Here is a 13664-nt window from a genome sequence, read left to right as displayed (position 1 = left end):
GAGGACCGGCGCGGCGTCCTGGTCTCCCTGACCGACGCCGGGCGAACCCGGGTGGACAACGCCTTCGCCGACCTGCTGCGCCGCGAACGCGAGCTCCTCGCGAGCCTGCAGGAACGCGAACAGCAGGCCCTTTCGGACCTGCTGCGCACGCTACTCGTCCCTTTTGACGCGACCGACACCGGAGCGCACTGACCTCCCGTGCCCGAGGGCGGCGGGATAAACCCGGCGCGCCCCGAAGGGTGTTCCCAGCCACCCTCTCGGGCCTCAACGCACGGCCCCGAGAGGCTCACTCTCCCAGGCGGTCGGCCAGCTCCAGCCACTCACCCTCGATCGAGTCCTTCTCCGCGAGGATCTCCTTCAGCTGCGCGTCGAGCGAGGCCAGCCGCTCGTAGTCGGCGGCGGCGTCGGCCATGGACTCGTGCAGTTTCGCCTCGCGGCCGCTCAGCTTGTCGAGCTGGCGTTCCAGCCGGGAGAGCTCCTTGCGGAGATCGCGCTCCTCACGCGCCGACAGACCGGGCGCCGTCTCCTTCGCGACCGTGGCCGAGGTGGCGGAGGCCGCACCGGAGACCGCGCCGGACGCCGCGCGCGCGGACAGGGCCGCGCCCGAGGCCCGCCGGGACAGGTACTCATCCACTCCGCCGGGGAGCATCGACAGCCTGTGGTCACCGAGCAGCGCGACGGTCCTGTCGGTGACCCGCTCCAGGAAGTAACGGTCGTGACTGACCAGGATCAGCGTGCCCGGCCAGCCGTCGAGCAGGTCCTCCAGCTCGTTGAGCGTCTCGATGTCGAGGTCGTTGGTCGGCTCGTCGAGCAGCAGCACGTTGGGGTCGTCCATCAGGAGGCGGAGCAGCTGCAGGCGGCGCCGCTCGCCACCGGACAGGTCACCGACGACCTTCCACTGCGCGTCCCCCTTGAAGCCGAGGCGCTCCAGCAGCTGGGAGGCGGTCCACTCCTTCTTGCCGACCTGCACGAACTTGCGGACCTCCTCGACGGTCTCCAGCACCCGGCGCTCAGGGTCGAGCTCGCCCAGCTCCTGCGACAGGTGCGCCAGGCGGACCGTCTTGCCGCGTACCAGCCTGCCCGAGTCGGGGTGCACGGTACCGGCGAGCAGGCGGAGCAGCGAGGACTTGCCGGAGCCGTTCACTCCGATCAGGCCGATCCGGTCGCCGGGACCGAACTGCCAGGTCGAGTGGTCGAGGACCAGCGGTCCCTGGCCGGGCCCCCCGGCGTGCAGCGTGACGTCCTCAAGGTCGTAGACCGTGCGTCCCAGCCGGGCCGCGGCGAACTTGACCAGTTCGACGCTCTCCCTGGCCGGAGGCTCGTCGGCGATCAACGCCTGGGCTGCGTCGATGCGGAACTTGGGCTTGGAGGTGCGGGCGGGCGGACCCCGGCGGAGCCAGGCGATCTCCTTGCGCATCAGGTTCTGGCGGCGGGCCTCGGAGGCGGCGGCCACCCGGGCGCGCTCGGCCTTGGCCAGCACGTACGCGGCGTACCCGCCCTCGTAGCGCTCGACCGAGCCGTCTGTGACCTCCCACGTCCTGGTGGAGACCGCGTCGAGGAACCACCGGTCGTGGGTGACGACCAGCAGTGCCGTCCTGCGGCCGGCCAGGTGCCTGGCGAGCCAGTCGATGGCCTCGATGTCGAGGTGGTTGGTGGGCTCGTCCAGGATGATCAGGTCGTGCTCGTCGATGAGCAGCTTGGCGAGGGCGGTGCGGCGCCGTTCACCTCCCGACAGGCTCCCGGCGAGCGCGGTCAGGTCGATGTCGCCGAGCAGGCTGGCGAGGATCTCACGGATGCCCGCGTCACCCGCCCACTCGTGCTCGGACCTGTCACCGAGGACGATGTCGCGCACCGGCCGCGCCGGGTCGAGGTCGTCGCCCTGCGACAGCCTCCCTACCTGGAGCCCCCGGTTATGGGTGACCCTCCCGGCATTGGGCTTGAGGTCACCGGCTATCACCGAGATGAGGGTGGTCTTGCCACCGCCGTTGCGGCCGACCACACCGATGCGGTCGCCCGCCTCGATGCCGAGTGAGACGTCGTTGAGCAGGGGCTTGGGACCGTAGGAGTGGGAGACCGACTCAAGATTGACCAGATTCATCGCCAGACAAGCGTATCCGCTCCCGGCCCACGCGGCCCCCGCCGCGAGAACCGTCCCGTCCCTGACGGCGCCTTCGGGCGCCTCCATCGGATGGCCGCCTCGACCGGCGAGACCGGCCGGTCGTGCCCGCAGGAAGCCTAGACGACCACCGGGCCGGGCACGGGGCCGTGGGCGGTGATGACGTCGCGCGCCACGCCGGCGTCCTTCAGGCAGGCTGCCAGCTCGCCCGCGTGGGCCGCCGACCGGGCGAGGAAGGCGCAGGTGGGCCCGGAACCGGAGACCAGCGAGCCGAGGGCGCCCTGCTCCCGCCCCGCGTCCAGGGTGCGGGCCAGCGAGCCGCGCAGCGCCACGGCGGCGGGCTGCAGGTCGTTGCCGAGCTGGACACCAAGGGCCTCCGCGTCACCCTCGCGGAGCGCGGCCAGCAGCGCCTCGGCGGCCTGGGGCCAGGCCACCAGCTCACCGCTCGCCTGGCGGAGGCGGTCGCACTCGGCGTAGACCGCGGCCGTGGACAGGCCGCCGTCGGCCAGCGCGAACACCCAGTGGAAGGTGCCCGCGACGTCCAGCGAGGTCAGCCGCTCTCCCCTGCCGGTGCCGACCGCAGTACCGCCGAGCAGGGCGAAGGGGACGTCGCTGCCGAGGTCGGCGGCGATCTCCATCAGGTCCTCACGCGGCAGGCCGAGACCCCAGAGCTCGTTGCAGGCGACCAGGGCCGCGGCGGCGTCGGCGCTGCCGCCCGCCATGCCGCCCGCCACCGGGATCGACTTGCGGATGAGCAGGTTCACCCCGTACGGGCGGCCCGCGTGCCCGGCCAGCGCGAGGGCCGCCCGGATCGCGAGGTTGTCGCCGTCCTCGGGCACCTGGTCCGCGGACTCGCCCTCCACTCGGACGCTCATCCCGGTCTCCGCGGTGGCCGTGACCTCATCGAAGATCGAGACGGCGTGGAAGACGTTGACGAGGTCGTGGTAGCCGTCATCCCGTAGCGGGCCGACGGCAAGTTGCAGGTTGACCTTCGCTGGTACGCGGACGGTCACGGAGTTCATGCGTCCCCCATGGGGGCTCGCTCACTGGTCACGACGTCAGATCGTAACGGGATCCCTCCCCCCCGCACGCAAACGAACCGGCAAATCACACTATGTACCGCTTTTAGGCGTACGGTTCTCCGCGATCCTCGCGAAATCCTCGACCCTGAGCTGCTCGCCGCGGGTGGCGGGGTCGATCCCGGCGGCCCGCAGCGCCCGCTCCGCGGCGGGGGCAGTACCGGCCCAGGAGGCGAGGGCGGCACGCAGGGTCTTGCGACGCTGGGCGAAGGCGGCGTCCACCACCGCGAAGACCTCCTCGCGGGTGGCCACCGTCGTGGGCGGCTCCCGCCTGACCATCGCGACCAGGCCGGAGTCGACGTTGGGAACCGGCCAGAAGACGGTGCGGCCGACGGGACCGGCCCGGCGGACGTCGGCGTACCAGGCGGCCTTGACCGAGGGGATGCCGTAGACCTTGGAACCGGGGGCGGCGGCCAGCCGGTCGGCGACCTCGGCCTGGACCATGATCAGGACCTTGCGCAGCGACGGCTGCGTCTCCAGCAGGTGGAGCAGCACCGGGACCGACACGTTGTAGGGAAGGTTGGCGACCAGCGCGCTTGGCCGCTCCGCGGGCAGATCCTCGGGCAGGACACGCATGGCGTCGGCGAGCACCACGGTGAGCCGGTCGGCGAGCTCCGGGGCGTGCCGGTCGACCGTCAGCGGCAGCTGGGCGGCGAGAACGGGATCGATCTCCACCGCGATCACGCCGCGGACCTCGGGAAGCAGCGCGAGCGTGAGCGACCCCAGCCCTGGACCCACCTCGATGACCACGTCGTCGGGCTCAAGCTCGGCCACCCTCACGATCTTGCGGACCGTGCCCGCGTCGATCACGAAGTTCTGGCCAAGCTTCTTCGTAGGACGAATATTGAGCTTGTCCGCCAAAATACGTATTTCCGCTGGACCAAGAAGGCTCATGCTGATTCCCTCCACAGCGGTTCGGATCCGGCATCTCCCGGACCGCTGTGGCCTCCGGCTCGTCCGCCTCGATCACCCAAGGTTGCTCTCCCATGTCATCCGACAAGTTTCCCGCACCGAAGCCCATGCGAGGACGCGTGATGGAGCACGAGAGGTTCCGTTGTGGATAACGTTGCCATACGGGGGACCGACTGCGAGGAAGGGAACCTCTCCGGTGAAGAGGACGTGAACCAGCCCGGTGTCGAAGGACTGCGATCCACCGACCCCGAGCGTATCGGGGCCTACCGCCTGCTCGGACGCCTTGGCGAGGGCGGGATGGGGACCGTCTACCTGGCACTGGCGCCGGCGGGACGACCGGTCGCGCTCAAGGTGGTGAAGGCGGAGGTCGCGGTCGAGGACGGCTTCGCCGCGAGATTCCACGCGGAGGTCGAGAACGCCCGGCGGGTGGCCTCGTTCTGCACGGCGCAGGTGCTGGACAACGGCACCGGCGACGACAACCGGCCGTACATGGTCACCGAGTACATCGCGGGCACGCCGCTGTCCCGCCAGATCTCCGAGCACGGCGCGCTGGAACCTGGAACGCTGCACGGCGTGGCCCTGGGGGTGGCGGCGGCGCTGGCCGCGATCCATGTCGCCGGCCTGGTGCACCGCGACCTCAAACCCGCCAACGTGATCCTGTCCATGTCCGGGCCCCGGGTGATCGACTTCGGCATCGCCAGGGCCCTTGACTCCACGCACAGCTTCACCCGCTCGGGCGAGGTACTCGGCAGCCCCGGCTGGTGGGCCCCTGAGCAGGTCCGTGGCCTGGCCATCACGCCGGCCGCGGACATCTTCGCCTGGGGCTGCCTGGTCGCGTACGCGGGCAACGGCCGCCATCCCTACGGGCGGGGCGACCTGATAACGATGGCCACCCGGCTGCTCAACAGCCCGCCCGACCTGGGCGCGCTCCCCGCCCCGCTGAACGACCTGGTCCGCCGCGCGACCGCGATGGACCCCTACCAGCGGCCCACCGCCCAGGACCTGCTGATCGCCCTGGTCGGCGGCGGGATCGCCGCTCCGTCCTCACCGGCTCCCACCCGGGCCGACCCGCCCACGTTGATAGCCAGTGACCTGCTCCACGAGTCCTGGCAGCCACCCGCCAACGTGGAGCCCGACTCCACCCAGACGCTCAGCGCGCTGAACCTGGGGACGCGGTTTGCCGCCCCGCCGATCCAGGAGCCCGCAGACCCGGCCACCGCACCCGCCACGCCCGCGCCGCCCGGCCCTTCCACGGCACCGGCACCTGCGGACTCCCTCTCGCCCTCGCGGCCCGAGCCCACGACATCGCCGTCACAACCGTTCACCGGCCCCGTCCCGGCCCGGACGGCACCCCGGCGGCGCTGGCTGTTCGCCGGGCTGACCATGTTCGCGGCACTGGCCGTCACGGTCGTCGTGCTGCTGAACCTGCGCGGCCCGGACCCGGGTGACCGGGGGGAGACGCGGGCGGGCGGTACCGGCGGCACCAGCGGCACCGGCGCCACCCACGCCACCGACGTGGGCCGCAGGGTCACGACAGGCTCCTTCCTCAAGGACCCGCAGCTGATCATCCCGCGCACCCCGACGTGCGGACTCACCGGCTACGAGGGCGCCACCCCGGTACGCGGCACGCTCTGCACGATCCCGTGGACGCTGGTCAACACCGGCGGGGAGGCGGCCCGGCTCAGCCGCACCCCGCTCACCCTGCTCGACGACGTCGGCACGGCGCACACCGCCGAGAGCTCCTCGACGGAGCCGCCGGCCACCCTGCCCCCCGGGGCGAAGGTGGACGGCGTCCTGGTCTACGACCTGCCCCCGTCCCGCAAACCCGCGAAGCTGACCGGAACGGTGATCGAGGGCGGCGGGGAGATAGAGGTGAGGGTGTCATGAGACTGCTGCTCTCTCTCGTGGCCGCGGCCGCGATCGCGTGGTCGTCCACCGGGTCCGCCTGGTCCGATGCCGCTTCCACCCTGGCCGCCGACTGCACCGGAACGGGTGCGAGCGACTTCGACGGCGACGGGGTGGACGACATCGCGGTCGGCGACCCGTTCGCCGACCCCGGCGGGCTGGCCGGCGCGGGTGCCGTGCACGTGCTGTTCGGCCGGGGGGAGGGTGGGAAGGCCGTGACCGTCGCCGAGACCGAGGCGGGTGACGGCTTCGGGTGGTCGGTGCGGCTGGCCAGGATCGACGGCGACGGCTGCGCCGACCTGCTCATCGGCGCCCCGTACGCGGACGTTGCGGGCTACCGGGACGCGGGCGCGGTCTACGTGGTGCACGGCGGCCCCGACCCCAGGACGATCCGCCTGGTCTCTCCCTCCCCCGAGGCCGACGCTCACTTCGGCTGGTCCCTGGCCTCCGGCGGGACGCTGGTGGCGGTCGGCGCCCCGCACGAGAACGCCGACGGTGTCGCCGACTCCGGCGCGGTCTACCTGTTCGACACCGAGACGTCCGGCGAGGGCCGGCGGATCTCCCAGGAGTCCAAGGGCGTCACGGGCAACGGCGAGGTCGGCGACATGTTCGGCTGGTCGCTGGCGATCGGCAAACTGGGCGGCATCCCCGGCGAGCCGGATCTCGCGGTCGGATCGCCGTACGAGAACGACGACGGAACGGGGCCCCAGGCCGGCGGGGGCAGGCTGGACGCGGGGGCGCTCACAGTGATCTTCGACGTACGCAGGTCCCGGAGCGAGTACCGGAGCAAGAAGTGGGACCTACGCGAGATCGTCGACGCCGGCGCGGGCGACCTGTTCGGTTACGCGATGGCCTACACCGAGGAGGGCGACGTCGGCCATCTCGCGGTGAGCGCCCCGCTCGGTGACGGCGGGGGCGTGCAGGACTCCGGTCTCGTCCAGTTGTTCCAGGCCTCAAGCACCCTGGAGATCGCCCCTGCCGCCACCTTCGACCAGGGCTCCGAGGGAGCGGCAGGCGAGGGATACGGGTTCTCGCTGGCGTTCACCGCCTCCGGAGGGGTCAGGCTCGCCGTGGGCGTGCCCTTCGACGGCCCCGACCGGCGCGGCGGCGTGCGACTGGAGCCGGTGAGCGACCCGTCGGGGAGCCGGCTGATCACCCAGAGTCAGGCCGGCGACCACTTCGGCTGGTCCGTTGGGTTCAGCGGTAACCGGCTGGTCGTCGGCGCCCCCGACCAGGCGGGCGTGGGAACGGTCATCCTGCTGGGCCGCAACGACGCCCAGGGCATCCCGCTCTCGCCGGGCACCGGAAAGATCCCCGCCCTGGACGGCGGCGCCTCCGCCGACTTCGGCGCCGCGGTGGGCTGAGCGACGTCACGCGGAGCTCGTCGGTACGTGACCCGCGCCCGCGGTCGTGGACCTGGCTGGGGCGGCCGTCCCACCTGTCACCAGGAGCCGAAGACGGTCTCTCCGTTGGCGCTGACGGCGGCGGCGAGGTCGGCCAGGTCGATCTCCTTGACCTCCGCGAGGCAGCGCAGCGTGAGCGGGATGAGGTAGGGCGCGTTGGGCTTGCCCCGGTGTGGCATGGGCGGGAGGTAGGGCGCGTCGGTCTCGACGAGGATCAGCTCCCTCGGCGCGACCCTCGCGGCCTCGCGGAGGTATCCGGCGTTCTTGTAGGTGACCGGCCCAGAAAATGACATGAAATATCCGGCATCGACGCACTGCTTCGCCATCTCGGCGTCACCGGAGAAGCTGTGGAAGACCACCACCTCCGGGGCGCCCTGCTCGGCCAGCACGCGCAGCACGTCGTCGTGGGCCTCGCGGTCATGGATCACCAGGGCCTTGCCGGTCCGCTTGGCGATCTCGATGTGCGCCCGGAAACCGGCGTGCTGGTCGTCCTTCGACGCCCAGTCGCGGTAGTAGTCGAGCCCGGTCTCCCCCACCGCCCTGACATGCGGCAGGCGGGCCAGCCGCTCGATCTCGGCGAGGGTCTCCGGCGTCGCGGCGTGCGCCTCGTTGGGATGGATGGCCACCCCGGCGTAGACGTCGGGATGGAGCGCGGCCGTCTCGGCGTTCCAGCGCGAGGACGGCAGGTCGTAGCCGATCGTGACGAGCCGCGTCACGCCGACGGCGCGGGCCTCGTCGAGGATGCCCTCGACGCTCGCCTGGGCCGCCTGCGCGGCCTGCGCGACCGGATCTCCCGAGGACGCCTGGCGGTTGCCCACCATGATGTCCAGGTGACAGTGGCTGTCGAACACCTCTGCCGGCAGGGGCTCGGGGGCGGCGGGAAGCTTCTGCGTGCTCACGCCGTCCAACCTACCGAGGAGCCGGCCCGGCCCGCGCCCGGCGCCCCCGCGCGGACCGGCTCACTCCCAGGCCCGAGGCCGGGCCGTGGCCCTGGGCGCACCGGCCCGCCCACCGGCGGTACCGGGCAGGGGTCGGCAGCCCCTGCACAGAGCCAGGCCCCGGCCCGCGGCTCCGAACACCCGCCGGGCAGGCGCCGGCCGGGTGAGACCGGCCCGCTCCCAGGCCCGGGGGCCTTCGCCGCTACTCGCCCAGACGGGCCAGTTCCTCGTCGACGATCTTCGGGTCGAGCTTGACGAAGAGCGGGGTGGGCGGGGAGAGCGGGGTGCCCACCCGGATCGGGACGGACTCCCAGCGCGCGGCGCCGTCGTAGGAGCCGGTGATGATCGGGTAGCTCCGGCCGTCCTCGTCGGTGACCTCCTGGATCTCCGGCATGCCCGCCCAGACACCGGTGCCGCCGAGCATCGCGTAGATCTTGTTGGAGGAGTTGGGCAGCACCGGGGTCAGCAGGGTCTTGGCGTCGTCCACCACCTGCAGGGCGACGTGCAGGATGGTCTTCACCCGCTCGGGGTTGTCCTTGATCTTCCAGGGCTCCTGCTCGGCCAGGTACCTGTTGGCCTCGCGGATGACCTCGAACGCCTCGTTCGTCGCGTTCTTGAACCGGCACTGCTCGAACTCGGCCGCGACCTTCGGGAAGGCCGAGCGGCTCCGCTCCAGCATGGCGCGGTCGACCTTGGTGAGGTCGGCCGCCTCGGGGATGACCCCGAAGTTCTTGGCGGCCATCGAGATCGAGCGGTTCACCAGGTTGCCCCAGGCCGCCACCAGCTCGCCGTTGTTGCGGTTGAGGAACTCCGACCAGGTGAAGTCGGTGTCCTGGTTCTCCGGGCCCGCCACCGCGATGTAGTAGCGCAGCGCGTCGGCGTCGTAGCGCTCCAGGAAGTCACGCACGTAGATGACGACCTGGCGGGAGGAGGAGAACTTGCGTCCCTCCATGGTCAGGAACTCGCTGGAGACGACCTCGGCGGGCAGGTTCAGCGCGCCGAGCGAGCCCGGCTTGCCGTCGCGGGCCCCCTGGCCGTTGTAGCCGAGCAGCATCGCCGGCCAGATCTCCGCGTGGAAGACGATGTTGTCCTTGCCCATGAAGTAGTAGCCGAGGGCCTCAGGGTCCTGCCACCAGCGGCGCCAGGCCTCCGGGTCGCCGGAGCGGCGCGCCCACTCGATGGAGGCGCTGAGGTAACCCACGACCGCGTCGAACCACACGTAGAGCCGCTTGTTGGCCTGGTCGCTCCAGCCCTCCAGCGGGATCGGCACCCCCCAGTCGAGATCCCGGCTGATCGCGCGGGGGTGCATGTCGCCGAGCATGTTCAGGGCGAACTTCAGCACGTTGGGCCGCCAGTCGCCCTCCTTGGAGCGCAGCCACGATGCCAGAACCTCGGCGAACGCGGGCAGGTCGAGCATGAAGTGCTCGGTCTCCACGAAGACCGGCGTCTCGCCGTTGACCTTGCTCACCGGGTTGATCAGCTGAACCGGGTCGAGCTGGTTGCCGCAGTTGTCGCACTGGTCGCCACGGGCGCCTTCGTAACCGCAGATGGGGCAGGTGCCCTCGATGTAGCGGTCGGGCAGGGTGCGCCCGGTGGAGGGCGAGATGGCGCCCATCGTGGTCTGGGGGAAAATGTAGCCGTTGGCGTGGAGTCCCTTGAAGATCTCCTGCGCCACCGCGTAGTGGTTCACGGTCGTGGTCCGGGTGAACAGGTCATAGGACAGGCCGAGCGCCTGGAGATCCTCGACGATCACCCTGTTGTAGCGGTCGGCGAGCTCGCGGGCGCTCAGGCCCTCCTTGTCGGCCTGCACCTGGATCGGGGTGCCGTGCTCGTCGGTCCCGCTCACCATGAGCACCATGTTGCCCGCCATCCGCTGATAGCGGCTGAAGACGTCGGATGGCACGCCGAATCCGGAGACGTGCCCGATGTGGCGGGGGCCGTTGGCGTAGGGCCAGGCGACCGCGGTCAGGATGTGCTGGGACATGGTGCCCAGCCTAAGGGACGCGGGCTCAGGCCTTGGTGCTCTCCCTGCCGGTAGTGGAAGCCTCCGCCGCCTCGGCGGCGCGCTTGACGGCCTCGGCGGCCTCCTCCGCCGCGGAGGCGGCCACGTCGATGGGCGTCTCCTTGGTACGGCGGATGCCGAGGATGCTGATGAACAGCGCGGCGAAAATCGTCTGGAAGCTCACGATCAACGCGGTGGCCGAGGGCACGACGAGGCGCAGCGACTCCGAGGGGATCAGCGGGCCGAAGCTGCGGGTCTGCCAGTGGACCAGGGAGGCGACCAGGCCGCCCAGACCGCCCAGGGCCAGCAGCCCGCCGACGATCAGCCCCTTCTCCAGGGAGACGATGTCGATGAGCTTGCGCACCCGCCGATCTTCCGGCAGGAAGCCCTCCTCGGCCGCGTACACCTTGGTGAACAGCGCGAACAGCACCGCCTGGAAGCCGATCACCACCATGGCGGAGGCGCCGACCAGGGTGTCGACGTCGAAGGCGAGCTTTCCGATGTAGACCGGGCCGAAGGTCAGGGCGGCGCCCGCGACCAGGCCGAGGGTCATCAGCACCAGGCCGGGGATGAAGAACAGCCAGCGCGGGCTGTAGAGCATCAGGAAGCGCAGGTGGCGCCAGCCGTCGCGCCAGGAGCGCAGATGCGGCGGGCGGGAGCGGCCGTCGGGCGAGAGCGTGGTGGGCACCTCGCGTACGTCCAGGCCCGACAGGGTCGAGCGGACCACCATCTCGCTGGCGAACTCCATGCCACCGGTCTGCAGGCCGAGCCTGAGGATGGACTCGCGCCGGAAACCGCGCAGGCCGCAGTGGAAGTCGCCGATCGCGCTGGGGAAGAAGAGGCGCCCGATGAAGGAGAGCACCGGGTTGCCCAGGTAGCGGTGGAGCGGGGGCATGGCGCCCGGCGCGATGCCGCCCTTGAACCGGTTGCCCATCACCAGGTCGGCGCCGTCACGGAGCTGCTCGACGAACGGCAGCAGCGCCGTGAAGTCGTAGGAGTCGTCCGCGTCGCCCATGATGACGTAGCGGCCGCGCGCGGCGCGGATGCCACCCATCAGGGCGTTGCCGTACCCCTTGGCGTCAACGTGCACGACTCGGGCCCCGGCCTCGCGCGCGAGCTGCTGTGAGCCGTCGGTGCTGCCGTTGTCGGCGATCAGCACTTCCCCGTCGATCCCGTGTTCCCGCATGCAGGCGAGTGCCTTGCGTACGCAGGTCTCCACGGTCTCCGCCTCGTTCAAACAAGGCATGACCACGGTCAGTTCCACGTCTCAACCCTTCACTCACGGCACAGGCCAATCTCACCATGATGCCCTCTGAAGCCCCTCGCCCGGGTCAACTCCCTGAAACGGCTGGCATCCTGTAAGGCATGGTGACCGTCGCCGACCGCCCTCGCCTGGACGTGCCTTTGCCTGATCGGATCCCTCGCCTGCGAGCCTTCCTGTACCGGCATCGCCTCTTCGTGGCCGCCCTCGTGCTGGCGTTCCTGCTGCGTGTGGTCACCATGCTCGGCTACGGCCCGGCCCTGTGGTTCAACGACTCCTACGAGTACGTCTCCGGGGCGGTGAACCCCGACCGGCCCAGTGCGCTGCGCCCGAACGGCTACTCCTTCCTGCTCCTGGCGCTGCGGCCGCTGCACAGCTTCGGCCTGGTGGTCTTCGTGCAGCACCTGATGGGCCTGGGCATCGCGGTGCTGATCTACACCCTGCTGCGCGGCAGGTTCGGCCTGCCCGGCTGGGGGGCGACGCTGGCCGCGCTGCCGGTGCTGTTCGACGCGTACCAGATCCAGCTCGAACACCTGGTCATGTCCGACGCGATGTTCATGCTGCTGGTCGTGGCCGTGATCACGCTGGTGCTCTGGCACCGGCGGATGTCCTGGCGGGTCGGCGCGGTGATCGGGCTGCTGCTGGCCCTCACCGCGCTCACCCGGTCGATCGGCCTGCCGATCCTCGCGCTGGTCGTGGTCTACCTGCTGGTCAAGCGCACGGCCTGGAAGACGATCGCGGCGATGATCACCGCGTGCGCGCTCCCCGTGGTCGGCTACATGGCCTGGTTCGCCTCCGCGTACGGCAACTTCGCGATGACCAACAGTGACGGCGCGATCCTCTACATGCGGACGGCGCTCTTCGCCGACTGCAAGAAGATGCGGATCGACCCCCGCGAGGAGCTGGAGCTGGCGCTGCTGTGCATCAGCGCGCCGCCGGGCCAGCGCGGCTTCTCCGGGCAGAAGTACCTCTGGTGGGCACAGAACGGCCAGCGCTTCCACGCCTTCGGGGTGGGCAGCACGTTCACCCCGGAGACGAACAAGACGGCGGGCGCGTTCGCCCAGCGGGCCATCCTGTCCCAGCCGCTCGACTATCTGAGCCTGGTGGCCGGCGACTTCTTCCGCGCCTTCCGCTGGGACCGGCCGCGCTTCCCGGATTTCAACACCTACCGGCAGTACGAGTTCCTGCCGGAGAACAAGATCCTCCCTGCCTGGTCGTCGTACCGGGGCAACACCGACACCGACGCGCAGAAGTACGATCCGGGCCTGCGGACCGCGCCGATCCAGGGCAAGCCACGCGTGATCGGTACCGACGTCCACGACCCGTGGGCGGGCTTCATGCAGGGCTACCAGCGGATCGTCCGGCTGCCCGGCCTCGTGATCGGCGTGCTGCTGCTGATCGGCCTGGCCGGGGTGGCGGTGCGCTGGCGCAGGCTGGGCGGCCCCGTGTTACTGCCGTGGCTGGCCGCCCTCGGTCTCATCCTGGCCCCGGCCGCGACCGCCGAGTTCGACTACCGCTACCTGCTGCCCGCGGTGCCACTGGCCTGCCTGGCGGCCGCGATCTCGCTGCGCCACGGGTTCTCCCGGCCCGCCGCGTCCGGCACACCTGCCGCGCCCGTCACGCCCAGCTCCGGAACAGCATCCGCGACCACCACTGGGAGTGCGGGATGACCTCGGCGGCCAGCACCGGGTAGAGCCACCAGAAGTTGACCAGTGCCAGCAGGGTGAAGGCCCCGACGACCGCGGCCCCGAGCGCCCTGCGGTTGGGCGCGGCGTCGGCCCGCCCGATGATCAGCCCGGCGACCATGGTCAGCGCGAGGATCATGAAGGGGACCATGGTGATCGCGTAGAACAGGTACATGGTCCGGTTGTCGGCGAGGGCGTAGTAGAACCAGGGGAGCCAGCCCGCGGCGTAGCCGAGGAGCAGGGCCCCGGCGCGCCAGTCGCGGGTGGCGACGTACCAGGCGACCATGGCGATGAGGGCGGCCAGGCCGCCGTACCAGATGACCGGGGTGCCGACGCCGAGCACCGCCTCGGCGCAGTTGTCGG

9 protein-coding genes and 2 pseudogenes are annotated in these 13664 nt (G+C 71.0%); 4 read left to right on the top strand and 7 right to left on the bottom strand.

All coding sequences use genetic code 11. The annotated features are described in order from the left end of the window. A pseudogene (locus tag ABZ260_RS32610) lies at positions 1-192 on the top strand (MarR family transcriptional regulator); the annotation flags it as partial. Between the two features lie 94 nt (positions 193-286). Here the strand turns inward: ABZ260_RS32610 and ABZ260_RS32605 are convergent. From ABZ260_RS32605 to rsmA, 3 genes are all read right to left on the bottom strand, one after another. Beyond that, positions 287-2098 (bottom strand): ABC-F family ATP-binding cassette domain-containing protein, encoded by a 1812-nt coding sequence (locus ABZ260_RS32605; RefSeq protein WP_355625467.1) that lies wholly within the window; start codon positions 2096-2098, stop codon positions 287-289. A gap of 137 nt (positions 2099-2235) precedes the next feature. After that, on the bottom strand, positions 2236-3138 hold the full coding sequence (locus ABZ260_RS32600) for a 4-(cytidine 5'-diphospho)-2-C-methyl-D-erythritol kinase (RefSeq protein WP_350926848.1): 903 nt from the start codon (positions 3136-3138) through the stop codon (positions 2236-2238). A gap of 90 nt (positions 3139-3228) precedes the next feature. Continuing rightward, positions 3229-4089 (bottom strand): 16S rRNA (adenine(1518)-N(6)/adenine(1519)-N(6))-dimethyltransferase RsmA, encoded by an 861-nt coding sequence (gene rsmA / locus ABZ260_RS32595; RefSeq protein ID WP_355625464.1) that lies wholly within the window; start codon positions 4087-4089, stop codon positions 3229-3231. A gap of 225 nt (positions 4090-4314) precedes the next feature. Here rsmA and ABZ260_RS32590 point away from each other — a divergent pair, with 225 nt between their 5' ends. Together ABZ260_RS32590 and ABZ260_RS32585 are read left to right on the top strand one after the other, a co-directional pair. Further along, positions 4315-5994 carry a protein kinase gene (locus ABZ260_RS32590; protein WP_355625462.1) on the top strand — a complete coding sequence of 560 codons (1680 nt, stop codon included), beginning with the start codon at positions 4315-4317 and terminating at the stop codon, positions 5992-5994. Further along, positions 5991-7376, top strand: a complete 1386-nt coding sequence (locus ABZ260_RS32585) for an FG-GAP-like repeat-containing protein (protein ID WP_355625460.1) — start codon at positions 5991-5993, stop codon at positions 7374-7376. Before ABZ260_RS32590 ends, ABZ260_RS32585 begins: the two co-directional genes overlap by 4 nt. A 77-nt stretch (positions 7377-7453) precedes the next feature. Here the strand turns inward: ABZ260_RS32585 and ABZ260_RS32580 are convergent, their stop codons facing one another. The 3 genes from ABZ260_RS32580 to ABZ260_RS32570 all read right to left on the bottom strand — a co-directional run bounded on the left by ABZ260_RS32580 (position 7454) and on the right by ABZ260_RS32570 (position 11619). Next, on the bottom strand, positions 7454-8314 hold the full coding sequence (locus ABZ260_RS32580; RefSeq protein ID WP_355625458.1) for a TatD family hydrolase: 861 nt from the start codon (positions 8312-8314) through the stop codon (positions 7454-7456). A 241-nt stretch (positions 8315-8555) separates the two neighbouring features. After that, on the bottom strand, positions 8556-10337 hold the full coding sequence (gene metG / locus ABZ260_RS32575; protein WP_355625456.1) for a methionine--tRNA ligase: 1782 nt from the start codon (positions 10335-10337) through the stop codon (positions 8556-8558). 25 nt (positions 10338-10362) lie between these two features. Next, entirely contained in the window at positions 10363-11619 is a 1257-nt protein-coding gene (locus ABZ260_RS32570) for a glycosyltransferase (RefSeq protein ID WP_355563858.1), read from the bottom strand. A gap of 101 nt (positions 11620-11720) precedes the next feature. On the opposite strand from ABZ260_RS32570, the gene ABZ260_RS32565 reads away from it, so the two are divergent. Next, positions 11721-13286 carry a hypothetical protein gene (locus ABZ260_RS32565; RefSeq protein ID WP_355625454.1) on the top strand — a complete coding sequence of 522 codons (1566 nt, stop codon included), beginning with the start codon at positions 11721-11723 and terminating at the stop codon, positions 13284-13286. On the opposite strand, the pseudogene ABZ260_RS32560 reads toward ABZ260_RS32565, so the two are convergent. After that, positions 13234-13664: pseudogene (locus ABZ260_RS32560) on the bottom strand (phospholipid carrier-dependent glycosyltransferase); the annotation flags it as partial. The gene ABZ260_RS32565 and the pseudogene ABZ260_RS32560 sit on opposite strands and share 53 nt — an antisense overlap.

The sequence above is a fragment of the Streptosporangium sp. NPDC006013 genome (assembly GCF_040614275.1).
Classification (GTDB): domain Bacteria; phylum Actinomycetota; class Actinomycetes; order Streptosporangiales; family Streptosporangiaceae; genus Streptosporangium.
Note: the sequence above shows the minus strand (reverse complement) of the source record. Positions and strands in the feature narration are given on the sequence as shown.